Below are 25,323 nucleotides of genomic sequence, written 5' to 3'. Positions count from 1 at the left end.
ATGAACCATGACGGGGGCCTTGTGTTCTTGCGTGGAGCGATCAGTCCATCAGGTGCGTGCGACCACGGGGTTGGCGCGTTCCCGACGGGCAAGCCAGGCGATGCTGACGACCAGCAGCCCTGCCAGACTCAGCCAGCCGAACAGCGTGCTGTCGGTCAGGCCCATCACCAGGTACGCCAGCAATGAGATGCAGGCGCCCAGCAGCGCGTAGGGCAACTGGGTCATGACGTGATCGATGTGATGGCAGCTCGCGCCCGTCGAGGACAGGATGGTGGTGTCGGAAATCGGTGAGCAGTGGTCACCGAAGACCGAGCCCGCCAGTACGGCACCCATCATCGGCAGCATCATCGCGATCTCGGTGGCTGCCGCCATGTCTCCGGCGATCGGCAGCATGATGCCAAAGGTGCCCCAGCTGGTGCCGGTGGCGAAGGCCATCAGACCGGACAGCACGAACAGTAACATCGGAAGCCAGGTGGGGGAGACCACGCCATCTACCAGCGTCGCCAGGTATTCGCCCGTGCCGAGTGAGCCGATGATGCCGGTCAGCATCCAGGCGAACACCAGGATATAGACGGCCGGCAGCATCGAGCGCGCGCCCTGGACGATGGCACCGATGCTGCGGCCAGTGCCCATGCGGTGACGCAGCAGCATCATCACGGCGGCGAGCAGGCCGATGGCACCGCCGATGATCAGCGATCCTGCGACATCGGTCAGCTCGAAGGCACGCACCAGGCCGAATGCCTCGCCCTTGGCGGCCAGCGCACTGGCGCCGGTCTGCACGATCATGAAGAAGGTGGCGATCACCAGCACGATGATCGGAATCAGCAGATCCACGGGGCGGCCACGTCCCGACTCTTCAACATGGGTGTTGCCGGGAGGATTGCCACGGCTGGCGTCAAACAGCTCGCCATCACGCGCGGCGATGGCATGTCGGCGCATGGCACCGAAGTTGATGTCGAACCAGGCCGAGGCGATCACCAGCACCAGCGCCGCAATCGCGTAATAGTTGAGCGCGGAAAGCTCAAGGAAGGCACCGAAGGGGCTGACATCGGTGATGTGGTGCGTGGCCAGGATTCCGGCGATCAAACTGATGATGTAGGCGCCCCAGCTGGAGATGGGGGTCAGCACGCATACCGGTGCGGCGGTGGAGTCGATCAGATAGGCCAGACGAGCCCGCGACAGGCCCTGGCGATCCGTCAGGGGGCGGCAGATGTTGCCGACCGCCAGGCTGTTGAAGTAGTCATCGATGAAGATGAAGACTCCCAGCAGGACGGTCATCAGCTGCGAGCCGCGACGGGTAGTGACCCGTTCACGCGCCCAGTTGCCGAAGGCGCGCGTGCCGCCGGCCAGAGTGATGACACCGACCATCGCCCCGAGAGCGAGCAGAAACAGCAGGATATAGACATTCCAGCTGTTGAGCGTGACATCGGTCAGTTGACCGCTGTCCGGCAGCTCGACGAAGACCGCGACCAGCTGGCGCCAGAGATAATCCAGCGTGGTGAGCGGTGAGAAATCATTCAGCAGCAGAGCGCCAGAGACAATACCCAGCCCAAGGGAGAGCATGACGCGACGTGTCAGTATTGCGAGACCGATGGCTATGATCGGGGCGAGCAGCGAAAGCGGGGACGCCGCGTAGCTGGTCAGTTCCATGTATCACCTGTTTTCAAAGGCAGGCGCCGGGACAATGCGCGCTGCCGGGTGCCGTAATGGCTGTTAGGGTGCGTGGGCGTCAGGGAAGAGCACCGTCCTGATGTGGCGCATCCGACCGGCCGCAGTCGTGGTGTCGCAACTGGGGGAGGGCGTCGCTGATGCGCCGAACACGTCCTGCAGCATCAGGCTGACCGATGCCTGCAGGTGGGAAGGGGGCGCATTATGCCCGAGAGGATCAGACAGCGAAACATTGCCTTGTGCATCTAAAGTCTAGGATGCAGTGAAAAAGACCGACATTTCGCCGGTTCCCCACTAAAATCCCGCTGTGAAACGCCAATGTTCAGTATGCTCTTCTTGCTAATCCGTGTCGGATATGAAGAATGGCGCTCACCAAAGCATGTCGAGCAGCCCTTTCGTAGTGGTTGCTCGCTGCCAGCGGCAGGAAGGCCATGGCTTTTCACGCCGCCTGGCAGCGTCGACAAGATCAAAAACCCGCCAAAGCGAGACCGACATGTCGGAAACAACGTCCATCATTCCAGCGCCGATTCTGGCGTTGATCGATGCAGGCAATGGCCTGCTGTGGGGCAGCGTATTGATCTACCTGCTCATCGGAGCGGGTCTTTTCTTCACGGTCATGACCAAGGGCATCCAGTTCCGCTACTTCGGGCACATGTGGAAACTGCTGGCCACCTCACGTCAGGGTAGCGAAGGCGGGATCTCCTCCTTCCAGGCGCTGGCCACCTCCCTGGCGGCACGTGTCGGTACCGGTAACCTGGCCGGTGTCGCCGTGGCGATTTCCCTGGGTGGCCCGGGTGCCATCTTCTGGATGTGGATGACGGCACTGGTCGGCATGTCCACCAGTTTCATCGAGTCCACCCTGGCCCAGGCCTACAAGGTGTCACACGATGACAATACCTTCCGTGGTGGCCCGGCTTACTACATCGAAAAGGGCCTGGGGCAGCGCTGGATGGCGATCCTGTTCTCCGTGTGTCTGATCATCGCCTTCGGTCTGGCCTTCAACTCCGTGCAGTCCAACTCCATCGCGCTGGCCATGGAGCAGGCCTTCAGCGTGCCGCCGTGGATCATGGGCGTGATTCTGGTCGTGGTGATGGTGCCGATCATCTTCGGTGGCATGAAGCGCATCACGCGGACCGCCGAGCTGATCGTGCCGATCATGGCGCTGCTCTATCTGCTGCTGGCCATCTTCGTCGTGGCGATCAACATCACCGAGCTCCCGGCGGCACTGGGCACCATCTTCCGCAGCGCCTTCGGTCTTGAGCAGGCAGCAGGTGGTGCACTGGGCTACACCATCGCGCAGGCGATGATGAACGGCATCAAGCGCGGCCTGTTCTCCAATGAAGCCGGTATGGGCTCTGCGCCGAATGCCGCGGCGATGGCGACCACCCGGCACCCGGCGTCCCAGGGCTTCGTCCAGATGCTGGGCGTCTTCATCGATACTCTGGTCATCTGCACCGCAACCGCTGCCATCATCATCATGAGCGGCACGCTGGGCAACGATGGCGCCAATGATGGTATCCAGATCACCCAGGCGGCGTTGACCTCGCAGGTCGGCAGCTGGGGGGGTGGCTTCGTGGCGATCGCCATTCTGCTGTTCGCCTTCACCTCGCTGGTGGCGAACTACTCCTATGGCGAGTCCAACATCGAGTATATCTCGGGCAAGAAGAACGCCAAGCCGGTCATCATGCTCTATCGCTTTGCAGTGCTGGGCATGGTGATGCTGGGCGCAGTCGCCAGTCTCAAGAACATCTGGAACTTCGCTGACCTGTCGATGGGGGCGATGGCGCTGATCAACCTGATCGCCATCCTGCTGCTGTCGCCGCTGGCCTTCCGGATCTTCAAGGACTACGACCGTCAGCACAAGGCCGGTCAGGAGCCGACCTTCGACCCCGAGAAGTTCCCGGAGCTCAAGGGCAAGGTCGACCCCGCCATCTGGAAGAAATGAGCGTCACCCATGAAAGCCCGCGGTGCGGAATGAGGCGTCCACCTCTCCCTGACCACCCGGTCAGAATCTCCGTGAGTTGACATGCCAATGGCCGCGCATCGTGATACGATGCGCGGCCATTCTGGTTCTCGACGGCGAGATATCGCGCGAGATACCGTCAATCGTCAGCTGTTATGCCGTCTGTCAGGGTTCCCTCACCCCTGCTGTTGGCCTGGAACCAAAAAGGACCTCAGATGCTCCTCCTCACCGCGAGTCAATCGCGTCGTGCGCTCGTCGCACTGTCCCTGTTTCATATCCTGATCATCACGGCCAGCAACTACCTGGTGCAGTTGCCGATGACACTGTTCGGCTTCCATACCACCTGGGGTGCCTTCAGCTTCCCGTTCATCTTCCTGGCCACTGACCTGACCGTCCGGCTGTTCGGCAAGGTACATGCTCGCCGCATCATCGCGCTGGTCATGCTGCCGGCATTGCTGGTCAGCTACATGATCTCGGTGATCTTCCATGGCGGCAGCCTTGCCGGGATCGAGGCGTTGGGCGAGTTCAATCTGGTCGTGGCACGCATTGCGCTGGCGAGCTTCATCGCCTATGTGATCGGCCAGCTGCTGGATATTCAGGTCTTTGATCGTCTGCGTCGCAATGCTCACTGGTGGGTCGCGCCCATGGCATCGACGCTCTTCGGCAATCTCGCCGATACCTTCGCCTTCTTTTCGGTGGCATTTCGCAATGGCCCGGACGTCTTCATGGCGGCACATTGGGTCGAGATCGCCTGGGTGGACTACGCCATCAAGTTGATCATTTCGCTGCTGCTCTTCCTCCCGATGTACGGTCTGTTGCTTGGCTGGTTGACGCGTCAACTGCTGGCGAGAGGCTTCATCGCCGGGCGTGAAGGCGCCTGATCAGTCCGACATCTCCCTGTACTCGAATTGCCGCCACGATGTGGTAGCCTTGAGAAAAACAGGGAGTTGATCTGCAATGAAAATCGCGGCGGTGTACAGCATCAAGGGCGGTGTCGGCAAGACGGCTTCTGCCATCAACCTCGCGTATGTCGCTGCCAACAGTGGTCTCAGAGTGCTGTTGTGGGATCTGGACCCTCAAGCCGCCGCGACTTTCTATGTGCGGACCAAGCCCAAGCTCAAGGGCGGCGTCGAGAAGCTGATCAGCGGCAAGCAGGACCTGTCACGCGTGATCCGGGCGACCGACTATCGCAATCTGGATGTCCTGCCGGCCGAGTTTTCCTATCGCAATCTCGATCACATTCTCGAGGAAGAGAAGCGCTCTCGCCTGCGCAAGGTGTTGAAGCCGGTGCGTGACGATTACGACCTCGTCATCCTGGATTGCCCCCCGAGTATCTCGACTCTCTCCGAGCAGGTCTTCGCGGCCGCTGATACGCTGCTGGTCCCGATGATTCCGACGGTGTTGTCACTGCGCACGCTGGAGCAGCTCAATGCCTATCTGGCCGAGATCGATCTCGATGTGCCTGTCTGGCCATTCTTCACGCTGGTCGATCGTCGCAAGACCTTGCACAAGGATGTGATGGAGTCCCTCAAGCAGGACCATCCGCTGCAGCTCAGTGGGCATATTCCTTACTCCAGCATCGTCGAGCGCATGGGAATCGAGCGCAAGCCGGTGCCGGTCTTCTCGCGCAACAGTGCTCCGGCGGCAAGCTACCGAGAGTTGTGGAAGGAAGTCGGCCAGCGCCTCGGGCTGCTCAAGGAGCCGGCAGCTGGTGAGGGGAAGGCAGACGCAGACGCGAGCACGCCTGAGACGAGCACGACCGCTGGCACGTCCACTGCCAATCAGTCCGCTCAGCCCTCGGACAAGCCGGATGTCAGCATCGGTTCCAAGGCCAGGGCAGCCAGGTCGTCCACCGCGAAATCGTCTGGCAAGCCCTCTGACAAGTCTTCCGGCAAGTCCTCCGGGAAGGCGGGAGCCAGGCGCAGCAAGAAGGGCGGCAACCTCGGCGATTGATGCCCAGCATCTCACTGAGGGATGCCCAGAATGCAAGAAGCCCCGCACTGGCGGGGCTTCTTGCATTGTGGGGGAGGGTGACTCAAAGCCCGGGCAGGCCGGAACTGGCATCGGCATCTTCCAGCAGGCGCTTGAGCGGTGCATGCAGGGCCGGTGAGGCTACCACGATATTCTCGCCATACAGCTCCTCGGGGATGCCGTCCGGGCAACGATAGAGGTGACCGGTACGTGCGCCGGCTTCGCGGGCAATCAGCAGGCCCGCCGCAAAGTCCCAGGGAGAGACGCTCTCATAGTAGGCATCCAGGCGGCCGCAGGCGACATCGCAAAGATCCAGCGCGGCACTGCCGTTGCGTCGGACATCCTGACACACCAGCAACATGGCGGAGAGACGTTTGAGCAGGGGAGGACGGCTGTCCCGGTTATAGGGGAAGCCGGTCGCGACCAGTGCGCGGCTCATGTCTTCGGTCTCGCTGACCGTGATGCTCTCGCCATTCATCCAGGCTCCCTTGCCGCGAATGGCGGTGAAGGTCTCGCCGAGGAAGGGCGCGTGAACCACTCCCATCTGGATCTTGCCACGCTCGCACCAGGCGATGGAGACGGCCACATGGCGCAGCCCGTGAGCAAAGTTGACGGTGCCGTCGATGGGGTCGATCACCCACAGGCCTCCCTTGGTGCCGATGACGTCGCGCTCGGGCGATAGCTCCTCGGTCAGGCGTGCATCTTCAGGGAATTCGGCCTCGAGCGCCTCGGCAAGGAAGGTGTCGATCGCCACATCGATGTCCGTGACCAGCTCATCGCCTTTCTTGTAGTGGTGCGCGAACCCTTGCTCCTCGCGCGCTTTCACCATGCGTTCTCCCGCGTCTCTGGCCAATTGCGTTGCACGTTCCAGGCGTTGTTCCAGCGTCATGTGGCTCTCCAGCAGCGATGATCAGGTCAGATGAGTTGACGCTCATCCCTCCGGTGACCTCCTGTATAACAGACTCATGTGGTGAGTTCAGCCTCGAGGGAGGGAGCGGGCGCACGAAAGGTGTGCTCAAGCATCCGATTCAGGCGCTGCATGCCCCTTCATGGTGCTTTCCCTGCAAGGCGTGCACTGCCAGCGGGAGGTGGCGAGGACCGCTTCAGCGATTATCCCGTTATCTTGAGGGGGCGTTTTCTCGTCACGCTTCCTGAAGCATCCCGCTTGGGGCCCTGACGAAGACCCGGCCAGCCCCGGCCAGTAGCGGAGAGCCTGCCCCCTGGTCGGCATGACGTGTCTGACCGGGGCTTCGTCAGGACAGGCCGGTGGGATCTGAGGATTCAACATCCGTTTCATTTTTTGATTTCTGGCGCACTTGTTGCAGTAGTCTGGTCATGGCGTTCGGCAAGCCGCCGAACCTTCCCGCATTCAATGCCCTGATGCACAAGGAGCGAACGTGACCCCGATTCCTGACCAGATTCATCCCCCGCAGCGCCTCCTGATGGGCCCGGGCCCGATCAACGCGGACCCACGTGTGTTGCGTGCGCTGTCAGCGCCATTGATCGGCCAGTACGACCCCGCGATGACGCATTACATGAACGAGACGATGCAGCTCTATCGCGGCGTCTTCGAGACCCGGAACGCGGCGACCCTGTTGATCGATGGCACATCACGGGCCGGGATCGAGGCGGTGCTGGTCTCGTTGATCCAGCCGGGGGAGCGTGTACTGGTGCCGATCTTCGGCCGTTTCGGTCATCTGCTGCGCGAGATTGCCGAGCGCTGTGGTGCCCAGGTGCACACGCTGGAATGTGAGTGGGGCGAGGTCTTTCGTCCCGAGCAGATCGAAGCCGCCATTCGCGAGGTGCAGCCAACGCTTCTCGCGCTGGTACAGGGCGATACCTCGACCACCATGTGCCAACCGCTCGATGAGATCGGTGCCATCTGTCGCCGTGAAGGCGTGCTGTTCTACAGCGATGCCACGGCCTCGCTGGCGGGCAATCCGCTCAAGACGGACGAGTGGGGGCTGGATGCCGTCACCGCAGGCCTGCAGAAATGTCTCGCCGGTCCGTCTGGCAGTTCGCCGCTGACGCTGTCGCCGCGTGCGGTGGAGGTGGTGCATGCACGCCGGCACGTCGAGGCCGGGATCAGCAGTGGGGACGATCGACTGGCGGAGCCGGGCGCGCGTATTCGCTCCAACTATTTCGATCTTTCCATGGTGCTCGATTACTGGGGAGCGCTGCGCCTCAATCACCACACGGAGGCCACCAGCATGCTGTATGGCGCGCGCGAGTGTGCGCGACTGCTGGTCAACGAGGGCATGGACAACGCCATCGCGCGACATGCGTTGCACGGTCAGGCGATGGTCGAGGGACTCAAGGGGCTGGGGCTTGCGCTGTTCGGTGACCAGGCACATCGCATGAACAACGTCAGCGCGGTGAGGATTCCGGATGGCCTGGATGGCGAGGGGTTGCGTCGCAGCATGCTGGAGGATTTCGGCATCGAGATAGGCACCAGCTTCGGGCCGCTGCACGGCAAGGTCTGGCGCCTCGGCGTGATGGGCTACAACGCGCGTCGCGACACGGTACTCACCACGCTGGCGGCGCTGGAGCAGACTCTGCGACGCGGTGGCGTCCAGTGTGTCGCCGGCGGTGGTGTCGGCGCGGCGCTGGACTTTTATCAAGAGCATCAGGACCAGCCGGCGGGAGAGCGGCCATGACCATTGATGTGTCCCGAGCGCGCACGACAGCGGGCATCGCCCCACTGGAAACGGCGGCGGACGTGCTGGCAGCCTGTGATGCCCTGGCGGCGATTTCACGCAGTGACAGCGGGATCGATCGCCGTTATCTGACGCCTGAGCATGCGGCGGCCAATGCCACCACGGCGGCCTGGCTCAAGGCGGCAGGACTTCACAGCTGGCAGGACGGGGCGGGCAATCAGTGGGGGCGATGGTGCCCGGAAACGCTCTCCAGCGAGAGCGAGGCGCCGCGGCTGGTGATCGGCTCCCATCTGGACAGCGTACCGGACGCCGGTCGTTATGACGGGATTCTGGGCGTGCTTCTGGGCGTCGCGGCGCTGACCCACTTCCAGCAGCGTGCTGAACGGGAGGGTGCCGGCTTGCCGTTTGCGCTCGAGGTGGTCGGCTTTGGCGATGAGGAAGGCACGCGCTTCGGCGCGACCCTGCTCGGCAGCCATGCCATCGCGGGCAGCTGGCAACCGGGATGGGAGCTTCTGGAAGATGAGGAGGGTATCAGCCTGGGGGAGGCGCTGACCGCCTTCGGGCTCTCGGGGCAATCGGCGGCCAGTGCCAGCCTGCAAGCGACTCCGCCGCTGGGCTATCTGGAAGTGCACATCGAGCAGGGGCCGGTGCTGGAAGCCGAGAATCTGGCACTGGGTACCGTGACGGGTATCGCTGGCGCGCGTCGTTTTGCCGTCAACTTCGCCGGTCAGGCCGGCCATGCCGGCACCACACCGATGGCACTGCGTCAGGATGCGCTGTGTGCCGCGGCAGAGTGGACTCTGGCCGTCGAGACCCTGGCACGTGAGGTCCAGACAGGCAAGCGCGCTGACATGCCGGATCACTCACTGATGGCCACCGTGGGGTGTTGCGAGTTGCGTCCCGGTGCGGTGAATGTCATTCCCGGCGCCGCGGCGTTGAGTCTGGATATCCGTGCCCTGGACGATGCACAACGTGACCGGGCGTTGGAGGAGCTGCTGCAACAGGCCCATCAGATCGCCGAGCGTCGCGGCGTCACCTTCCGTTGCGAGCAGACCCACGCCGCGAATGCCGTCGCCTGTGATGAAGGGTTGATGCAGGCAGTGGATCTCGGTATCGCCGCTACCGGACAGGCGCCTTTCCGGCTGCCCAGCGGTGCCGGCCATGACGCCATGGCGGTGAGTCACCTGTGCCCGGTGGGCATGCTGTTCCTGCGCTGTGAGCGGGGGATCAGTCACCACCCTGCGGAGGCGGTGACGGAGGCGGATGTCGCCAGAGCACTGGCGGCCTTGATTGCCAGCATCGAGGCAGTGGCCGCCAGATATTCGTGTTGATCATCGGCGGCCAGAAGGCGGCTGCCTAGCTCGCGTCCAGCAGGCCCGGCAGTCGCACTGCGGCAATGGCATCGATCTGATTCAGGGCTTCCTGAAATTCCGTCTCGGTGGATTGCGGCAGGCGTCGTTCCAGTTCGGCGAGGATGCTTGAGGCGCTATGGCCCTTCACGCAGATGATGAAGGGGATTCCGTGACGGGCCTGATAGTCGGCGTTGGCCTTGAGGAAGCGTTCGCGGGTGGCGTCATCGAGCTGGTCCAGCCCCGCGCCACGCTGTTCGCCTTGAGAGGCGGGCGTCAGACTCTCAAGCTTGCCGGCAGCCAATTCCGGGTGGGCGTCGATCAACTGGCGGCGCTCGGTCTCGCTTGCTCGGCGTACCGCCTCGGCACAGGCGCTCAGCAGGGCTTCGGTACTGGCAAAGGGGCGCTCTGCAGCGGCGCGTTCCACTACCCAGTCGGAGTGCTCATAGAGGCCGCTCAAGCGACGAGCAAGCGCTTCTGGTGGCAGGGCGTTGAGGGTGTCCAGCATTGCCAGATATTCCATCGGGGTTTCGATTGGCATGTGCCTTGCTCCAGAGAAGAAAAGATAAAAAGACGTGAAGAATCCATTGCTTGCAAGGCACATGCCGCCGCCAGACAAGCCGGGACTCGCCCTTGAGGCAGTGCGTCTGCCGGGGAGACGTGTCCCCTGCACCTTGACCGTCAGGTCAGATTAGGCGAGTGCACTCCTGCGGTGCAATGCCACCAAAGCCCTGAGCCGTGACATGCCGAGCGCCATGCATCATTGATCGGATCAGCGGCTGCATCACGGACAACGCGTCAATGTCACACGCTACCCATCACAAGGAAATGACCGTGCCCAGACTTACCACGCATGTGCTCAACCAGGCTGAAGGCATCGCCGCCAGTGGCGTCACCATTCTCCTGGAGCGCCAGGATGCGCAGGGCAACTTCCAGCAGATTGCCCGAAGCATCACCAATCAGGATGGCCGTGTCGAGGCGCCATTGCTGGAGAACGCGCCATCGAGTGACGACGATCACTCCGGCGTCTACCGCTTGACGTTCCAGATAGGGGACTACTTTGCCGGGCGTCCGGTGGGCAAGGGCATGCTCGGGCGGGTGCCGGTCGAGTTCACGCTGGAGGCCAACGGCCACTATCACATTCCGCTGCTGGTCACTCCGTGGGCCTACAGCGTCTACCGCGGCAGCTAAGGAGCCGGCATGAGCGCATATCTCCTCGATTGGGCAATGCTGCTGACACGTTGGCTGCATGTCATGGCGGGTATCGCCTGGATTGGCGCCTCGTTCTTCTTCATCTGGCTCGACAATCGCCGCGAGCCTGCCCGTCATGCCCTCGATGGTCGTCCGGGGGGCGAGCTCTGGGCAGTGCACGGCGGTGGCCTCTACCATCTGTTTCGCCATGACGGCGTCAGTGAGACGCTGCCCAGCGAGATCCACTGGTTCAAGTGGGAGGCCTACGTCACCTGGCTGTCCGGGATGGGGCTGTTCACGCTGATCTACCTGCTGCAGCCGCAGGCCTATCTGATTGATCCGCGCGTGTTCGAGATGAGCGGCAGCATGGCCGTCGGTAGCGCACTGGGACTGCTCCTCGCAGGCTGGCTGGGCTACGAGGCGCTGTGTCGCAGCCCCCTCAAGCGCAGCGCTGCGGCGCTGTTCGTCGCGGTCGGTGTCTGGTTGACGCTGGCGGCCTGGTTCGCGACGGAGCTGTTCTCCGGGCGTGCTGCCTTCCTGCTGATGGGCGCGCTGATGGGCAGCATCATGGCGGGCAATGTCTTCAACGTGATCATCCCGGGTCAGAAGGCGCTGCTTGCCGCCGCGCAGCGTGGCGAGACCCCGGACCCGATCCACGGTCAGCGCGCCAAGCAGCGCTCGGTGCACAACACCTTCATCACGCTGCCGGCGGTCCTGATGATGATCAGCAACCATTACCCGCTGCTGTACGCCAATGACTATCGTCTCGGCGTCATCCTGCTGCTGCTGGTGACGGGGGGGCTGATTCGCATCGCCACGGTGGATCACCACAAGGGCGTCAAGCGACGTTGGGTACCGGTGGGAGCCGTAGCGGCGCTGATCGGCGTGATCGTGCTGTGTGCACCACGCGCTCAGCCCGCTCCGGCAACGGCCGGAAACGCCGCGTCTTCACCGTCCGTGGCGGCCAGCAACACCGCTGACAATGCGGTGATGGGAGAGAATGAGGCTCTGCGCGAGAAGGTCCGCCATATCGTCGAGCAACGCTGCGCCGGCTGTCACAGTGATTCGCCGACGTTGATCGGGCTTACCGCGCCGGCCGCAGGGGTCGCCTTCAATGGCTGGGAGGACATCCAGCGTCAGGCACTGCGCATCCACCAGCGCACGGTGGTCGACAAGAGCATGCCGCTGGCCAACATGACCCAGATGACCGATGCCGAGCGTCAGATGCTGGACGACTGGTGGCAGGCGACACGCTGAGAGAGTGCCGGGTCAGTCATGCATGTCATCGCTACAGTTGTGGGGCGTTCGGCCGATAGTCGTGATACTTCACTCACGGATCGGAATCGCGCGCAATGATGACAACAAGAAGGCGACTGGCCCGCGCCAGCGTCGGCAGCAAGTTGGCCTTGCTGGTGCTGGGATTGATGATGGTGGCCTTCATCGTGCTGGGACTGGTGTTCTCCACCGCCAGCAAGCATCAGGTGGAAGAGGGCACGGAACGTGCCCTTGCCCAGCAGCAGCAACAGATCACCAATACCATTGAACTGTTCGATACCACCATGCAGGCCAGCGTGACGCGCATGCTCAATGCCTTCCTGGCCACCATCCCGGACAATTTCACGCGGATAGAGACACGCCGCCTGCCGATCGGTCAGCGAGATGCACCGGCGCTGCTCAATGCCGGTTTCATGCTCAATGATCAATCCGGCTATCTGGCCGATTTTGCCAAGCGCACCGGAGCCCCGGTCAGTTTCTTCGTGCGTGATGGTGATGATTTCGTGCGCATTGCCACCACGCTCAAGACCGAGGATGGCTCGAGCCTGCTCGGGCTGACGCTGAGTGGTGGGGTCAAGGAAGCACTGAATGCCGGCCAGCCCTATACCGGCATGCTCTATCTCGCCGGCCATCACTACATGACGCGCTATCGCCCGATCACCGACTTCAATGACAACGTCATCGGAGCCTCCTTCATCGGAGTGGATATCGGAGCGCAGATCGATGAGCTTTACGCCACCATCACCAGTATCCAGTTGCATGACAAGGATTTCAGTCTGGTGGCCAGCACGGCGGCTGAGCAACGTGGGCTGGTATTGACCGAGGGGCCGTGGCAGGGCCGTTCATTGACGGACTTCAAGGATGAGGCGGGCCGGTCGGCCATGGCGCCGCTGTTTGCCGCCGATAGTGGCCAGTTTGAATATCGCCTGGCAGGCGAGGACAGCTCACGCATCACTCGCTTCCAGCACTACCCGGCATGGAACTGGGTCGTGGCCACCACCATCGACGAGAACGAGGTGACCGCTGGCATCACCCGTCTTCGCAATCAGGTCTTCGGCCTGGCGTTGCTGCTGGCGCTCTCGGTGGCCGCCATACTCTATTTCCTTGAGCGTCGCTTGATCAGTCGCCCGCTCGATGCCCTGGTCAAACTAGCTCAGGCACTGGCGCGTGGGGATCTTTCCCAGCGCATCACGAGCCAGCGTCAGGACGAGATCGGCAAGCTGACGGACGCCATGAACAGTATCGGTGAGGACCTGAGCCGCGTGGTCGGTCAGGTCCGGACGACCACCGTTTCCGTCAATCAGGCCGCCGGGGAGATCGCCCAGGGCAACGAGGAGCTGTCGGCCCGCACCGAGCAGTCGGCGTCGAGTCTGCAGGAAACCTCCGCCTCGATGGAGGAGATCACCACGACCGTGCAGCACAGTGCCGATTCCGCTCAGCAGGCCAGCCAGCTGGTCAACTCGACCTCGGAACAGGCGCGCCGTGGCAACGAGGACATGAACAAGGCGCAGGCGAGCATGGAAGACATCAATCGCTCTGCCGAACGCATCAACGAGATCATCAGCCTGATCGACGGCATCGCCTTCCAGACCAATATCCTGGCGCTCAATGCGTCGGTGGAGGCTGCGCGGGCCGGCGAGCATGGGCGTGGCTTCGCGGTGGTGGCCCAGGAAGTGCGAACGCTGGCGACACGCTCCAGCGATGCCTCTCGTGAGATTCGCGGTCTGATCGATGAGTCCATCTCCCACACGCAGCAGGGTGTGGCACAGGTGAAGGACGCCAGTCATGCGATGGCCGAGATTCTGTCGAGCGTCGAGCGTGTTAACGACATGATCGCCGAGATCAGTGCCGGTGCCCGTGAACAGAGTGCCGGGGTCGGTCAGGTGAATACGGCGGTCAGCGAGCTGGATGCGATGACCCAGCAGAACACCACCTTGGTCAATCAGGTCAGTGGCGCGGCGCGCAGCATGAGTGCCCAGGCACAGTCGCTGGAGTCGTTGATGTCAGGCTTCAAGGTGGCTGGCGGGCATGATGGGGCGAACCCGCACATGTCTGATGCAAACGCTTCTCCCCGACAGGAGAGTGCGGCGTTCCATCGGGCAACGCAGTCGCCGCGTGATTCGCGATTGCGTGAGGAAGAGGAATGGGAGGCCTTCTGAACCGGCCCTGGGCATCATCGCCTGACTCGAGAACTGTCTCGAGGACTGACTCGAGAACCGGATAGGCGCACCTCGGGCGAGAGGGACAATCCGCGACGCCATGGCACGTTTAGCAGGCCCCCATCGACGATGTGTCGATGGGGGCCTGCTGCGTATCAAGCGCGCGGTGGACACGCCTTCAGCCTGGATGGCGCGCCGCGAAGCGCGCCAGTTCATGTGGCTGGCAGGGTTCACCCACGAAGATTTCCACATAGTCAGCGACGCGCCCGATGCGCTCCGCGACGCTTTCCCGGGTGCGCATCGAAAGGTAGCCGATCTGGGTCAGGTAGATGGTGCGTGCTCGGACATCGGCCTGGGATTCAGACTGGCCATGACGCATCAGCATCGCGGTCAGTGCCTGAATGCGTGTCTGATCCGCCTGGTCGACGACGGCGGCAACGTCCTCGTTCTGCAAGCCCCAGTTGCGGATCGCCAGCTCGAAGCGAGAGTCGAACAGCGACTCATCCAGCCAGCAGTCGAAGACATTGAGCATGGCCTCCACCACCGTGGCGGCGTATTGCTCGCAGCGTCCGATCAGCCTGGCGGTATTGTGGGCATCCCAACGGGCGAGCAAGGCGGCGAGCAGGGCATCGCGGTCCTTGAAGCTCCAATAGAAACTGGTGCGAGACAGCCCCAATGTCTTGGCCAGTGTCAGAACGCGTACCGAGTCCACGCCTCCGAGCAACAGCTGCTGATAGGCGGCCTCCAGCCAATCCTCGGCCTTGCCACGTCCTTCCGTTCTGGCGCTCGCACTCTCGGGTCGTGTGGCGGTGGTCTCTGACATGGGCGGGCTCCTGAAGGGGCTGACAGGCGGGGGATGCAGTCGTCGGGGTCTCGAAGATCCAAGCGTGACACCAGTACGGGGGGAGTGGCGTGGCTCGAGCATGCTGTTTGCGACAGTGATGATTCTGTCTGCGCCAGCGGGACAAGAATGCCATTTCCAGCGACGCACGATCTGGATTCTAGGGCTATAGTCAGCTCATGTACACATGTGTACACGATCAAGGCATCTCTGTTTGTGATGTCTCATGACCTGACATTCAGGAGGCCGCATGGCTCAGGATCCGCTGCTCACACCGTTCACGCTCAAGCACCTCACCCTCAAGAATCGCTTGATGATGACCTCCCACGAGCCCGCCTATCCCGAAGATGGCATGCCCAAGGCACGTTATCGCGCCTATCACGAGGAGCGTGCGCGCGCCGGTATCGCCTTGACCATGACAGCAGGCTCCGCCTCGGTCGCCCGGGATAGTCCGCCGGTATTCAACAATATTCTCGCCTGGCGTGATGAGGTGGTGCCCTGGCTGAGCGAGCTGACCGATGCCTGCCATGAGCACGGTACCGCAGTGATGATCCAGCTCACCCATCTGGGGCGTCGAACGCGTTGGGACAAGGCCGACTGGCTACCTGCCGTGTCGGCGTCGCATCGTCGCGAGGCGGCTCATCGCGCCTTTCCCAAGCGGGTCGAGGACTGGGACATCACGCGCCTGATCCAGGACTATGCGGACGCCGCAGAACGCATGAAAGCGGCGGGTCTTGATGGTATTGAGCTGCAGGCCTACGGGCATCTGATGGATCAGTTCTGGTCTCCACTGACCAACACCCTGGAGGGGCCCTACGGCGGCAGTCTCGAAAATCGACTGCGCTTCACCATGGAAGTGTTGAGCGCGATTCGTGCCCGGGTGGGCAACGAGTTCATCGTCGGGGTGCGCTACACCGGGGATGAATGCCTGAGTGGCGGCCTGGATGCCAGTGATGGCCTTGCGGTCTCGCGCCTGCTGCGCGATAGCGGACAGGTGGATTTTCTCAATGTGGTACGCGGCCATATCGATACTGATGCAGGGCTCACCGATGTCATCCCGATTCAGGGCATGGCCAGTGCGCCGCATCTCGACTTTGCCGGACAGATTCGTGAGGCGATGGATTTCCCGACCTTCCATGGTGCCAAGATTCAGGACATCGCCACCGCGCGCCATGCCATCGCCACCGGTAAGGTTGACATGGTCGGCATGACGCGTGCCCACATGGCGGACCCGCATATCGTGCGCAAGCTGTTGGCCGGCAAGGAAGAGGATATTCGCCCCTGTGTCGGGGCCAACTATTGTCTCGATCGCATCTATCAGGGCGGATCGGCCTACTGCATCCACAACGCCGCCACCGGGCGTGAGCTGGAGCAGCCGCATGACATCGCACCGGCCGAGGTCGCCAGAAAGGTAGTGATCATCGGGGCGGGGCCGGCAGGGCTTGAGGCGGCACGTGTCGCCGGTGAGCGCGGCCATCAGGTGGTGGTGCTGGAAGCGGCGGATCAACCCGGTGGCCAGATCCGCCTGACCGCACAGAGCGAGCGGCGTCGCGAGATGATCGGCATCATCGATTGGCGCATCAGTCGCTGCGAGGCGCTGGGCGTCGAGATTCGCTACAACGTCTTCGCCGAGGCCGATGACGTGCTGGCGGAGCAGCCGGATGTGGTCATCGTCGCCACGGGCGGCTACCCCGAGGAAGACATACCGCAGGTCGGCAGTGAGCTGGTCGTCTCCAGCTGGGACATCCTCTCCGGCCATGTCACGCCTGGTCGCAACGTGCTGCTGTTTGATGATGCGGGAGACCACGCCGCACTCCAGGCCGCCGAGATGATCGCCAACACCGGAGCCAGGCTCGAGATGATGACGCCAGATCGCACCTTCGCGCCGGAAATCATGGCCATGAACCTGGTGCCTTATATGCGCAGCCTGCAACGTCTCGCCGTCACCTTCACGCCGACCTATCGCCTCGGCGGTGTCACGCGCGATGAGGAGGGCCAGTTGATCGCCCAGATCGGCAGTGATTATCTGGATGACGCCGTAGCGCAAGGCAAGGGCACCGGTGCCTACGCGGATCAGCGAATCGTCGATCAGGTAGTCGTCAACTACGGCGCCCGCCCGATGGAAGATCTCTACTTCGAACTCAAACCCCACTCGCGCAATGGCGGGGCAGTGGACTATGACGCCTTGATCGAAGGACTCGCCCAGCCTGCAGACGGCCCAAGTCCAGAGCACACCGAGCGCTCAGCAGACGGCAAGTTCCAGCTCTACCGCATCGGCGACGCCGTCGCGACCCGCAATACCCACGCGGCAATCTATGACGCGCTGAGGCTGATGAAGGTGGTGTGAGGGTGAGAAGAGAGGTGGGATATCACCGGGGAGCCATGGCAAGGGACAAAGAAAGGCTCACGTATTGTCTTGAGAGAAGGTGTGGATCACTCGCCCTTTGACCCGTCGACAAGACAGCAAGCCCATCTTTTCAGTAGAGGTACTGTCAGGATGGGTACCTTCCAGCCAGAGCATGCCGTCTGGTTGTATCTCACGTATGCGCTTGATGATGCGGCCGAAGTGGGGGTGCCGTGCCACCACGATATCCCCGACGCGATAGCGCGATTTCCAGCGTTTCAGCGTGACGACATAATCTCCCGGCGCAAGGCCGGGAGACATGCTGAGTCCATTGACGCGATAGAGTCCAATGGGCATCCGTTCACTCGTGATCAATTCACTCTTCATCAGTTCTTTGGCGCGTCATGTCGTTGCCTCAATCCAGCTTCGGATAGACGACAGTTTCAGACGGCGGATACGGGCAGGTGGCGATAAAGGTGGTGAGTCCCTTGGTATCCCAGAACGCCGCGGCGAATTCATTGATGAGGGTCAGCAGTTTCTCGCCCTTGTCGCGCTCGATGCCCTGTTTGCAGGCAGAGCCGGCCAGCATGATGCTGTGGACCAGTGCATCGATGTCTGGGTAGGCATCACGCTGTGACTGCTTGTTGTAGTCGCCCCAGATGATGCGGATCTCATGCTTGGCTTTCTCGGCGTGGCTTTCCTTCTGCTCCACCAGACGGGCGAGCAAGGCCTGGTCTGCCAGCGTCAGGCTGTCCTTCTGGCCCAGCTCATTGATGAGGTCCATGAAGCGGATCACGCTGAGTGCGGCGATCTGTGCAGCGGACGGGTCATAGATCTTGCAGGGGATATCACAGTGCGCGGAGGCCGCAGGGAGAGAGACCAGTCGGTCAACGGTGCGGAGCAGGGCATGAAGCATGTTCAATCCTCCTTTTGCTGAGTGTTGTGACGTTTGTGACGTGACTGACGAATGACAAAGAACGCGGTTCCGATGACGGCTGCGATGGCGCCATAGAACAGGGTGTGAACGAGGGGGCTGCTCCAGTCACTGTGGTCATGTCCCGGGTGGGCCAGTGCCGTATTGGCGGCGGTCAACAGCAGCAGTCCACTCGCGATGAGGGGGTTCTTCATGCCATATCTCCTGTGGGGGTGAGGATCAGTGATGGACCCGCGTCGCCGCATGACGCGCGGGGGTTGGCCGATAAGTCCGCTGACGAGAGACGCCCAGCCATTGCACGGTATTCATGATGTCCATTCGCACCTGGCCACTGCCGCGCAGCAAGGCTTGCTGGTGGGCATGGCACAGGCCCGGGGCGGAAAGCACATGGGAGAGGCGGGCATGGGCAGCCTGCAGGGCGCTCATCGCCTGCGGGTGCTGCCCTTGGGCGCGATAGAGCTCCGCCAGGTTCTGATAGCTCACCACCAGCGCCGCGACGCCGCCTTCCGGGTCTGCACCGGGCATCAGAAAGATGTCTGCCAGGTGGCAGGCACTGAGATAGTGCTGCTCTGCCATGACGTAGTCGCCCTGTTCGAACAACGCATTGCCTGAGCGGGTTTCACGCTTCCATTGGTCCATGAGGCCCTCCTGTGACCAGGTGTCGTCAGCATGCCAATCTTTATGATTATGATAATCATTATCATTCAATGGTGGTACAATATCTCGACTGCTGCAAGGGCTCAGGGAGAATCCGTCAGAGACGTCCTGTGATACGTCTCAGGCTGGCAGGGCCAGGCAGGTGATGTCAGCGAAGCACCGAGCTTGAATGGGAGGGCTCATTGACGACTGGCAGTCGCCGAGGACGATTGGGGAAGACGGTCGCTGCCGCCATCAGATCCGGGTGAGGCAGAGGGTGTCGGACATTCAGGTGTCAGCGGCGCTGTCGGGGCTGAGGCATAGCGCTGTCTGGCCGTGTGCATGATGGTCTCCATGCTGGCGTAGACCATGTAGAGCTCTCCCAGATGCTTGGCTGTCCTTAGCGTGGCATCGTGAAGCGGCAACAGACCGAAGCGCTTGAAGATCTTCATGTTGGCGCGCTTGCACAACGCCAGAATCCCATCACCATTTCTGGATTTCACATGGCGTGCCGCTGCTGCCATCAACAGATTGCCATGGGCGAAACGTTTGGCCTCCGGGGCCATCACCAGACGGCTGAATTCATAGATGGCACCTTCTGGGATGGAAACGACATCACTGTCGTCAAAGAGGGTGCGCGACTCGAGACCGCCAGGTGTGATGCGAATGCTGCCCAACAAGGTATCGTGCTGTGTGTCCATCAGGCAGATGTGCTGACTGTTGCTGTCGATCACGTCATCGTGGTCCGTGTGCTTCTTGAGATATGCCTTGGCGACACCATGGTGTTGGTCACGCAGCTTGAGGACCTGCTGAAAGAGTGGATGGCGACGACCGAAGAATGACACCGTCTCTCGATGGGTCTGATGCGTGAAAGAAGAGGTGAACTGCGTGATGACGGCGACGTCGTGACTGTCTTTCATTCCCTTGCTGACTCCTCGTTTCCTGAGGTGGATGAGATATCTCATGCTTGTGGGATGGTAAAGCTAGCGCTTTATTAGTTTTAGTGCATGTTTGTTGCGTCGCCATGACAGGTTCATGATGGGGGAAGCCGGTTGTCGGTCTGCGCGAGACTTTGCCCTGCGGGATCACGCCAGGACTGAAGCGCGAAGAGGGCATGGTCGGATATTTGGCGATATCATTGGCAAAAATGTCGCAAAAATTGGGTTGATGGCATGATTCTGGGTGGTTCGGCGGACGCAGTCATCCATCGTGAGCCATCTTTCCGCCTTGCCAGTGGCGGGGGGATCGTCGTCCATCGTCAGCAAGGAAATGGTGCAACCTCGAATATGCCATAACGCTACCCAAGGCTCATTGCTGGCGGAGATGTGCTGAGGAAACGGTGATATGGCGTATCGTTTCTTATTGAGGAATTCGTCGAAAGGGATCACGAGTTCGCGAGGTTAGCCCTGGGTGACGGGCCAAAATGGCGAAGACATCGAGTCTGATGTGTCGCTTCCGATCACGAGATGCCACGAAGGGGGGCGGTCAATCTGCCAATCGGCCGAGATGGCAATGGAGCATGATGGGAATGCGTGATTCAGGGGTGATGCGCTGCCAGAATCACCTTACATGACACACTTGAAGGAGTTGACAATGGCGCTCAAGATTCTGGTCTTTCTGGGGTCGGTACGGACAAGTTCACCCCCATCCCCCGCACGTCTGGGAGAGCGGGTCGCCAGATGTTGCATGGCCAAGCTTGAGGAAAGTGGTCATGAAGCGGTGTTGATCGACCCTCTGGATTATGACCTCTCGGACCCCTTCAAGCCGCTGTTTTCCTATGCACAACGCAATGCCCCGCAGGATTTGCTGACACTCGCCCAGGAAATTGAGTCGGCGGATGGCTATGTGATGGTCAGCCCCGAGTACAACCATTCCATGAGTCCGGCACTGGCGAATCTCCTGAATCACTTCGGCAGCTCGCTCTACTCCTACAAGCCGTCGGTGATCGCGACCTATTCCGCAGGCCAGTGGGGCGGCGTGCGGGCGGCGGTCAACATGCGCACCTTCCTCTCGGAGCTGGGCTGTCTGCCGGTCTCGGCGATGATCCACGTGCCCCGGGCCCAGGACGTGCTCGATGAGGATGGCAGTTACACCGAGACTCAAGATGCCCAGAAATGGAGCGGTTATCTCGAGCGGGCCTTCGAACAACTTGCCTGGTGGGCGAATGCCGCCAAGCGTTATCACGAGAGCGAAGACGGTGAGAAGCGCCCCGGCGCCTTCACGCGCAGCCCCTCGCAGCGCAACGCGCCTGAATGAATCACTGAGTGTGGAAAAGCAACAAGGGACTGCCGTGGCAGTCCCTTGTTGCTTTGCGGGTCACTCTCACGCCGCGTCATGCCATCTGGTGGATGGCTTACTCGAAGTAGGCGCGCAAGGTGTCCATGTCATCGGTTTCGGTCAGCGCCAGCGAGAGCAGAATGCGCGCTTTCTGAGGGTTGAGTGCGCCGCTGCCGATACCTTCTTCCTTGGCCGTCACGATGCCGTTGCCGGTACGCGTGCTGCGAACGACTGGCAGACCCTCTTCCATCGCCTGCTTCACCAATGGCTTCAGAGTGTCCGGAATGGAGCCATTGCCGCTGCCGGCTATCACGATACCCTTGGCGCCATTGTCGAGTGCAGCGGTGAACAGCGCCGGGTCCATGTCCTGATGGGCGTAGATGATATCGACCTTTGGCAGGCCATCGAGGGACGTCACGTCAAAGTGTGGCTTGTCGGTCGGGGTCGCCGGTGTGTAGTAGAAGTGCGGCTTGCCGCTGATGAAGGCACCCAGATAGCCCTGCTCGGTCGCCTTGAAGGTGTCCATCATGATGGCATTGGTCTTGGTGGTGTAATACGCCGAACCGATGCGGTCGTTGAGCACGATCATCGCCCCACGACCCTCCGCGCCTTCATCGGCGGCCAACGTGACCGCCTCCAGCAGATTGAAGGGGCCATCGGCACTGATGGCGGTCGCCGGACGCATGGCACCCACCATCACCACCGGTTTGTCGCTTTCGACCGTGAGATCCAGGAAGAAGCCGGTCTCCTCCAGCGTATCGGTCCCATGCGTGATCACCACGCCATGTGTGGCATCGGTGGCCAGCGCCTCATTGATCGATTTCGACAGCTTTAGCAGGATTTCCTGATCGATGTTGCTGCTGCCGGTATTGGCGATCTGCTCGCCCGTCACCTCTGCCACGTCTGCCAGTTCCGGTACGGCATCCAGCAGTGCCTGCACGCCGATGCTGCCGGATTTGTAGTTGGTGGTGTCCGTGGAGGAGGCTGAACTGCCCGCTATCGTGCCGCCGGTCGCGTAGATCTTGACGCCCGGGTGATCCGCCGCATTGGCCTGAATGCCATAGGCCAGTGAACAGGCGGCGATCGAGATGGCAGCTACAAGGCGGCGAGGAGTCATGAAGGAAGCTGTGGTCATTGTGGTGAGTCGCTCTTTGTCGTTGTTGTCGGAGTTATCGATGCCAATGGCCTGTCGATACCGTGCTGGCCAATGAACATCCGATGCGTCTGTGCAGAGGCAGGCGGTTTGTCTCATGGTTTCCTCAATCATGAATAAGGAAAGTTTCATGTCATGACGAGGTCTCATCCCTGCCCCCCCCGGGGTCTGCCGGGGGGAGGGAGGGGGTAGAACCGTACTATTGCCAGCATCAATCTGGGCAGCAATATCCCGGCCAGCTCGTGACGCTGAGCTGGCCGGATTTCATCAGGTCAGCGCTGCACCACCATCACTGCGCGGATCGTGTGCCGCCTCGACTTGGCCATCGGGGTGACGCATCACCGCACCGGCGTGACCCAGCGTATCGCTGTAGGCGTCTTCCAGCACTTCTACTTCATGCCCCAGCTCCCTGAGTGCCTCCGCCATGTCACCCTCAAGGCGCGATTCGAGCTTGAGGCTGGTGCTGACATCGCCCCAGGTGCGGCCCAGCAGCCAGCGTGGAGCACTGATCGCGGCCTGCAATGACATACCGTGACGGGCGATGCGAGTGAAGACAGCGGCCTGAGTCTGCGGCTGGCCTTCACCGCCCATGGTGCCGAAGGCCATCACGCGGCCATCATCGAAGCAGGCCAGTGAGGGATTGAGGGTGTGGAAGGGCTTGCGGCCCGGCGCCAGGCTGCGCAGTCTGTCGGGCGCCAGATCGAACGCCAGTCCGCGGTTCTGCCACATCACGCCACTGCTCGGCAGTACCATGCCACTGCCGAACTCCCAGTAGACGCTCTGGATGAAGCTGACGGTAGTGCCCTCGCTGTCCGTGGCGCCCATCCAGATGGTGTCGCCCTCGGCGGGCTCGTAGGGCCATTCCAGGGCGGCCTGCATGTCGATCATTGCCGCCTGCTGAGTCAGGGCATCCTGTGAAAGATGTGCCTGTTGCGTCGCGATGCCGCTTTCCAGCCCGCCCTCGAGGCAGTCTGGTGAGGTGATCAGGCTGTCGCGCACCAGGAAGGCACGCTTGGTGGCCTCGATCAGCGCATGCAGGTGACGCGGTGTATTGCCCTCCGCTTCGCTGATGCCGTGCCTGGCGCTCAATTCATCGTAGAGCCCCAGAATCATCAATGTCGCCAGACCCTGGGTCGGGGCGGGTAGGTTGTACACCTCACTGTCGCGCAGGCATACCTTGAGCGGGGTGACGCGTTGGGCGCGATAGCCGTTGAGGTCCTCCAGGCGCAGCGGACTGCCGGCGGACTGCAGTTCCTGCGCCATGTGCGCCGCCAGCTCGCCTCGGTAGAAATCGTCCAGCCCGGCATCCGCCAGGCGGGCGAGGGTCATGGCAAGTGCCGGCTGACGCAGGCGGGCGCCTTCCTCGAGCGCCATCGGCTCCCCTGACTCGCTCTGACCCAGATAGCGCTGCGCAAACCCGGGTTGCCGTGATAGCACGGCCAGGTGCTTCTCGCTCAATGCTTGCTGGCTGGCGCTGACCGCGACCCCGTCATTGGCATGCCGGATGGCCTGTCGCAACAGCGTCGCGAGTGGCAATGGCGCGCGCTCGGCGTCGGAGGTGTCTGCCGAGAAGGCCAGTGCCTCCTGCCAGCCGCCGATGGTCCCGGCCACCGTCAAGGCGGACAGCGGCCCACGGGTGGGGATGCTGTCGCCATTCACCAGGGGAGCGCCTGTCTCGTCATCGGCGACACCGTAGCCTTGCGCGGCGTAGAACGCTCGGCTGGCCAGCGCCGCGGCCGGCCCACAGGCATCGATCGCGATGGGGGCGAGACCGGGTCGCTTGATCAGCCAGAAGCCATCGCCGCCGATACCATTCATGTGCGGATAGACCACGGCGATGGTCGCGGCCATCGCGACCATCGCCTCGATGGCATTGCCGCCGTCACGCAGGACGTCACGGCCGGCCTCTGCTGCCAGATGATGGGGGGCAGCGCAGGCCCCGCCGAATCCTCGTCGGGTATGCATCATGGCGTCTTGCTCCTGTGAATGTCGTTGTTGTTATTGCGCCGTTGTCAGTGCGCGGAGGGCGGAGATCAGCTGCCGGTGAACAGGTCGTAGAACATGCGCAGTGCCGTGAACATCAGGAAGATGGCGAAGACCTTCTTGAGCTTGGCGGCATCCATCGCATGGGCCAGCTTGGCACCGATCGGCGCACACAGCATGGTCGCAGGCACGATGGCGGCGAAACCGAGCAGATTGACGTAGCCGATGGAGCCCGGCAGCAGGTTCGGCTCCCCGATGCCATTGAGCAGGAAGCTGGCGGTGCCCGGCAGGCTAATCACCAGCCCGAGCGCTGCGCCCGTGCCCACGGCCAGGTGCATCGGAGTGCCCAAGGTGCTGAGGGTCGGCACGCTCAGGGTGCCGCCGCCGATGCCCATCAGGGTCGAGACGCCACCGATGAAGGTACCCAGCGCACCACTGCCCAGCGGGCCCGGCAGGCCAGTGCCCAGCACTGTGGACTGACGACGGAACATGTTGAGCGCCACGAGGAAGGCGACGGTGGCGAACAGCCCCATCAGGACCGCGCCGCTGAACAGGTTGGACAGCAGGCCGCCGATGATGACGCCGATGATCACGCCCGGCAGCAGACGCTTGAGTATCGCCGGGTCAAGATTGCCCTTGGCGTAGTGGGCCCTGGCCGACATGATCGAGGTGGGAATGATGGTCGCAAGCGAGGTGCCGACCGCCTGGTGCATGCGGACCGCCTCATCGACACCCAGCAGGCTGAAGAGGTGAAAGAGCACGGGCACGATGACGATACCGCCGCCGACCCCCAGCAAGCCGGCCATCACGCCGGCAATCATGCCGGTGACGATGAGTGCGGCGATCAGACCGAGAATCCAGTGCAGTGGATAGGCTGAGAACAGTTCCATGGTGTTTCCTTGTAGTACCCGTATGGCGCGGG

At 62.1% G+C, this 25,323-nt stretch carries 22 protein-coding genes; 10 read left to right on the top strand and 12 right to left on the bottom strand.

What is annotated here, in order from left to right:
• Positions 1-48: 48 nt before the first annotated feature.
• Positions 49-1,650, bottom strand: coding sequence for a Na+/H+ antiporter NhaC family protein (locus PJK54_RS12360; RefSeq protein WP_271303012.1), 1,602 nt, complete (start codon positions 1,648-1,650; stop codon positions 49-51).
• 511 nt (positions 1,651-2,161) lie between these two features.
• Between PJK54_RS12360 and PJK54_RS12355 the strand changes: the two genes are divergently transcribed.
• The 3 genes from PJK54_RS12355 to PJK54_RS12345 all read left to right on the top strand — a co-directional run bounded on the left by PJK54_RS12355 (position 2,162) and on the right by PJK54_RS12345 (position 5,584).
• Entirely contained in the window at positions 2,162-3,613 is a 1,452-nt protein-coding gene (locus PJK54_RS12355; protein ID WP_271303011.1) for an alanine/glycine:cation symporter family protein, read from the top strand.
• Between the two features lie 233 nt (positions 3,614-3,846).
• Positions 3,847-4,512 (top strand): 7-cyano-7-deazaguanine/7-aminomethyl-7-deazaguanine transporter, encoded by a 666-nt coding sequence (locus tag PJK54_RS12350; RefSeq protein WP_077376751.1) that lies wholly within the window; start codon positions 3,847-3,849, stop codon positions 4,510-4,512.
• 76 nt (positions 4,513-4,588) lie between these two features.
• The gene (locus PJK54_RS12345; RefSeq protein ID WP_333781918.1) at positions 4,589-5,584 is read left to right on the top strand and encodes a ParA family protein; all 996 of its coding nucleotides are present in this window, start codon (positions 4,589-4,591) and stop codon (positions 5,582-5,584) included.
• A gap of 82 nt (positions 5,585-5,666) precedes the next feature.
• Here PJK54_RS12345 and PJK54_RS12340 read toward each other — a convergent pair whose 3' ends face one another.
• Positions 5,667-6,491 carry an inositol monophosphatase family protein gene (locus PJK54_RS12340; RefSeq protein WP_084208767.1) on the bottom strand — a complete coding sequence of 275 codons (825 nt, stop codon included), beginning with the start codon at positions 6,489-6,491 and terminating at the stop codon, positions 5,667-5,669.
• 508 nt (positions 6,492-6,999) lie between these two features.
• Between PJK54_RS12340 and PJK54_RS12335 the strand changes: the two genes are divergently transcribed.
• On the top strand, positions 7,000-8,259 hold the full coding sequence (locus PJK54_RS12335; protein WP_271303010.1) for a pyridoxal-phosphate-dependent aminotransferase family protein: 1,260 nt from the start codon (positions 7,000-7,002) through the stop codon (positions 8,257-8,259).
• Complete coding sequence (locus tag PJK54_RS12330) at positions 8,256-9,590, top strand: allantoate amidohydrolase (protein ID WP_271303009.1); 1,335 nt, start codon at positions 8,256-8,258, stop codon at positions 9,588-9,590. The genes PJK54_RS12335 and PJK54_RS12330 overlap by 4 nt, the downstream gene beginning before the upstream one ends.
• 25 nt (positions 9,591-9,615) lie before the next feature.
• Here the strand turns inward: PJK54_RS12330 and uraD are convergent, their stop codons facing one another.
• Entirely contained in the window at positions 9,616-10,149 is a 534-nt protein-coding gene (uraD, locus tag PJK54_RS12325) for a 2-oxo-4-hydroxy-4-carboxy-5-ureidoimidazoline decarboxylase (protein WP_170877430.1), read from the bottom strand.
• 293 nt (positions 10,150-10,442) lie between these two features.
• Between uraD and uraH the strand changes: the two genes are divergently transcribed.
• From uraH to PJK54_RS12310, 3 genes are all read left to right on the top strand, one after another.
• Entirely contained in the window at positions 10,443-10,799 is a 357-nt protein-coding gene (uraH, locus tag PJK54_RS12320) for a hydroxyisourate hydrolase (RefSeq protein ID WP_077377409.1), read from the top strand.
• Positions 10,800-10,808: 9 nt separating this feature from the next.
• The gene (locus tag PJK54_RS12315; protein ID WP_271303008.1) at positions 10,809-12,056 is read left to right on the top strand and encodes a urate hydroxylase PuuD; all 1,248 of its coding nucleotides are present in this window, start codon (positions 10,809-10,811) and stop codon (positions 12,054-12,056) included.
• 95 nt (positions 12,057-12,151) lie between these two features.
• The gene (locus tag PJK54_RS12310) at positions 12,152-14,233 is read left to right on the top strand and encodes a methyl-accepting chemotaxis protein (RefSeq protein ID WP_271303007.1); all 2,082 of its coding nucleotides are present in this window, start codon (positions 12,152-12,154) and stop codon (positions 14,231-14,233) included.
• A gap of 178 nt (positions 14,234-14,411) precedes the next feature.
• Here PJK54_RS12310 and PJK54_RS12305 read toward each other — a convergent pair whose 3' ends face one another.
• Positions 14,412-15,056: a TetR/AcrR family transcriptional regulator gene (locus PJK54_RS12305; protein WP_271303006.1), complete on the bottom strand. Its 645-nt coding sequence runs from the start codon at positions 15,054-15,056 to the stop codon at positions 14,412-14,414.
• Positions 15,057-15,324: 268 nt separating this feature from the next.
• Here PJK54_RS12305 and PJK54_RS12300 point away from each other — a divergent pair, with 268 nt between their 5' ends.
• The gene (locus PJK54_RS12300) at positions 15,325-17,421 is read left to right on the top strand and encodes an NADH:flavin oxidoreductase (RefSeq protein ID WP_271303005.1); all 2,097 of its coding nucleotides are present in this window, start codon (positions 15,325-15,327) and stop codon (positions 17,419-17,421) included.
• Between the two features lie 57 nt (positions 17,422-17,478).
• On the opposite strand, the gene PJK54_RS12295 is transcribed toward PJK54_RS12300, so the two are convergent.
• From PJK54_RS12295 to PJK54_RS12275, 5 genes are all read right to left on the bottom strand, one after another.
• On the bottom strand, positions 17,479-17,775 hold the full coding sequence (locus PJK54_RS12295) for a S26 family signal peptidase (protein WP_271303004.1): 297 nt from the start codon (positions 17,773-17,775) through the stop codon (positions 17,479-17,481).
• Between the two features lie 58 nt (positions 17,776-17,833).
• Positions 17,834-18,334 carry a superoxide dismutase, Ni gene (sodN, locus tag PJK54_RS12290; protein WP_271303003.1) on the bottom strand — a complete coding sequence of 167 codons (501 nt, stop codon included), beginning with the start codon at positions 18,332-18,334 and terminating at the stop codon, positions 17,834-17,836.
• A gap of 2 nt (positions 18,335-18,336) precedes the next feature.
• Complete coding sequence (locus tag PJK54_RS12285; RefSeq protein WP_191236953.1) at positions 18,337-18,546, bottom strand: hypothetical protein; 210 nt, start codon at positions 18,544-18,546, stop codon at positions 18,337-18,339.
• A 25-nt stretch (positions 18,547-18,571) separates the two neighbouring features.
• Positions 18,572-18,991, bottom strand: coding sequence for a hypothetical protein (locus PJK54_RS12280; RefSeq protein WP_271303002.1), 420 nt, complete (start codon positions 18,989-18,991; stop codon positions 18,572-18,574).
• Between the two features lie 197 nt (positions 18,992-19,188).
• Entirely contained in the window at positions 19,189-19,908 is a 720-nt protein-coding gene (locus PJK54_RS12275; protein ID WP_271303001.1) for a hypothetical protein, read from the bottom strand.
• A 673-nt stretch (positions 19,909-20,581) separates the two neighbouring features.
• On the opposite strand from PJK54_RS12275, the gene PJK54_RS12270 reads away from it, so the two are divergent.
• A complete protein-coding gene (locus PJK54_RS12270) occupies positions 20,582-21,244 on the top strand; it encodes an NADPH-dependent FMN reductase (protein ID WP_271303000.1) in 663 nt (220 codons plus the stop codon).
• A gap of 97 nt (positions 21,245-21,341) precedes the next feature.
• Here the strand turns inward: PJK54_RS12270 and PJK54_RS12265 are convergent, their stop codons facing one another.
• The 3 genes from PJK54_RS12265 to PJK54_RS12255 all read right to left on the bottom strand — a co-directional run bounded on the left by PJK54_RS12265 (position 21,342) and on the right by PJK54_RS12255 (position 25,291).
• The gene (locus tag PJK54_RS12265; RefSeq protein WP_219815816.1) at positions 21,342-22,400 is read right to left on the bottom strand and encodes a type II asparaginase; all 1,059 of its coding nucleotides are present in this window, start codon (positions 22,398-22,400) and stop codon (positions 21,342-21,344) included.
• Positions 22,401-22,685: 285 nt separating this feature from the next.
• Entirely contained in the window at positions 22,686-24,386 is a 1,701-nt protein-coding gene (locus PJK54_RS12260) for a gamma-glutamyltransferase family protein (protein ID WP_271302999.1), read from the bottom strand.
• A 65-nt stretch (positions 24,387-24,451) separates the two neighbouring features.
• On the bottom strand, positions 24,452-25,291 hold the full coding sequence (locus PJK54_RS12255; RefSeq protein ID WP_054556070.1) for a sulfite exporter TauE/SafE family protein: 840 nt from the start codon (positions 25,289-25,291) through the stop codon (positions 24,452-24,454).
• Between the last annotated feature and the right edge of the window lie 32 nt (positions 25,292-25,323).

This window comes from Cobetia sp. MMG027 (assembly GCF_027947415.1).
Lineage (GTDB): Bacteria > Pseudomonadota > Gammaproteobacteria > Pseudomonadales > Halomonadaceae > Cobetia > Cobetia marina.
This window is presented reverse-complemented; position numbering and strand designations above follow the sequence as displayed.

Excerpts from the sequence above, each read along its gene's own strand:
- PJK54_RS12360 (WP_271303012.1), bottom strand. The coding sequence starts at position 1,650 with ATGGAACTGACCAGCTACGCGGCGTCCCCGCTTTCGCTGCTCGCCCCG.
- PJK54_RS12355 (WP_271303011.1), top strand. The coding sequence starts at position 2,162 with ATGTCGGAAACAACGTCCATCATTCCAGCGCCGATTCTGGCGTTGATC.
- PJK54_RS12350 (WP_077376751.1), top strand. The coding sequence starts at position 3,847 with ATGCTCCTCCTCACCGCGAGTCAATCGCGTCGTGCGCTCGTCGCACTG.
- PJK54_RS12345 (WP_333781918.1), top strand. The coding sequence starts at position 4,589 with ATGAAAATCGCGGCGGTGTACAGCATCAAGGGCGGTGTCGGCAAGACG.
- PJK54_RS12340 (WP_084208767.1), bottom strand. The coding sequence starts at position 6,491 with ATGACGCTGGAACAACGCCTGGAACGTGCAACGCAATTGGCCAGAGAC.
- PJK54_RS12330 (WP_271303009.1), top strand. The coding sequence starts at position 8,256 with ATGACCATTGATGTGTCCCGAGCGCGCACGACAGCGGGCATCGCCCCA.
- uraD (WP_170877430.1), bottom strand. The coding sequence starts at position 10,149 with ATGCCAATCGAAACCCCGATGGAATATCTGGCAATGCTGGACACCCTC.
- PJK54_RS12315 (WP_271303008.1), top strand. The coding sequence starts at position 10,809 with ATGAGCGCATATCTCCTCGATTGGGCAATGCTGCTGACACGTTGGCTG.
- PJK54_RS12310 (WP_271303007.1), top strand. The coding sequence starts at position 12,152 with ATGATGACAACAAGAAGGCGACTGGCCCGCGCCAGCGTCGGCAGCAAG.
- PJK54_RS12305 (WP_271303006.1), bottom strand. The coding sequence starts at position 15,056 with ATGTCAGAGACCACCGCCACACGACCCGAGAGTGCGAGCGCCAGAACG.
- PJK54_RS12300 (WP_271303005.1), top strand. The coding sequence starts at position 15,325 with ATGGCTCAGGATCCGCTGCTCACACCGTTCACGCTCAAGCACCTCACC.
- PJK54_RS12295 (WP_271303004.1), bottom strand. The coding sequence starts at position 17,775 with ATGCCCATTGGACTCTATCGCGTCAATGGACTCAGCATGTCTCCCGGC.
- sodN (WP_271303003.1), bottom strand. The coding sequence starts at position 18,334 with ATGCTTCATGCCCTGCTCCGCACCGTTGACCGACTGGTCTCTCTCCCT.
- PJK54_RS12285 (WP_191236953.1), bottom strand. The coding sequence starts at position 18,546 with ATGAAGAACCCCCTCATCGCGAGTGGACTGCTGCTGTTGACCGCCGCC.
- PJK54_RS12280 (WP_271303002.1), bottom strand. The coding sequence starts at position 18,991 with ATGGACCAATGGAAGCGTGAAACCCGCTCAGGCAATGCGTTGTTCGAA.
- PJK54_RS12275 (WP_271303001.1), bottom strand. The coding sequence starts at position 19,908 with ATGAAAGACAGTCACGACGTCGCCGTCATCACGCAGTTCACCTCTTCT.
- PJK54_RS12270 (WP_271303000.1), top strand. The coding sequence starts at position 20,582 with ATGGCGCTCAAGATTCTGGTCTTTCTGGGGTCGGTACGGACAAGTTCA.
- PJK54_RS12265 (WP_219815816.1), bottom strand. The coding sequence starts at position 22,400 with ATGACCACAGCTTCCTTCATGACTCCTCGCCGCCTTGTAGCTGCCATC.
- PJK54_RS12260 (WP_271302999.1), bottom strand. The coding sequence starts at position 24,386 with ATGATGCATACCCGACGAGGATTCGGCGGGGCCTGCGCTGCCCCCCAT.
- PJK54_RS12255 (WP_054556070.1), bottom strand. The coding sequence starts at position 25,291 with ATGGAACTGTTCTCAGCCTATCCACTGCACTGGATTCTCGGTCTGATC.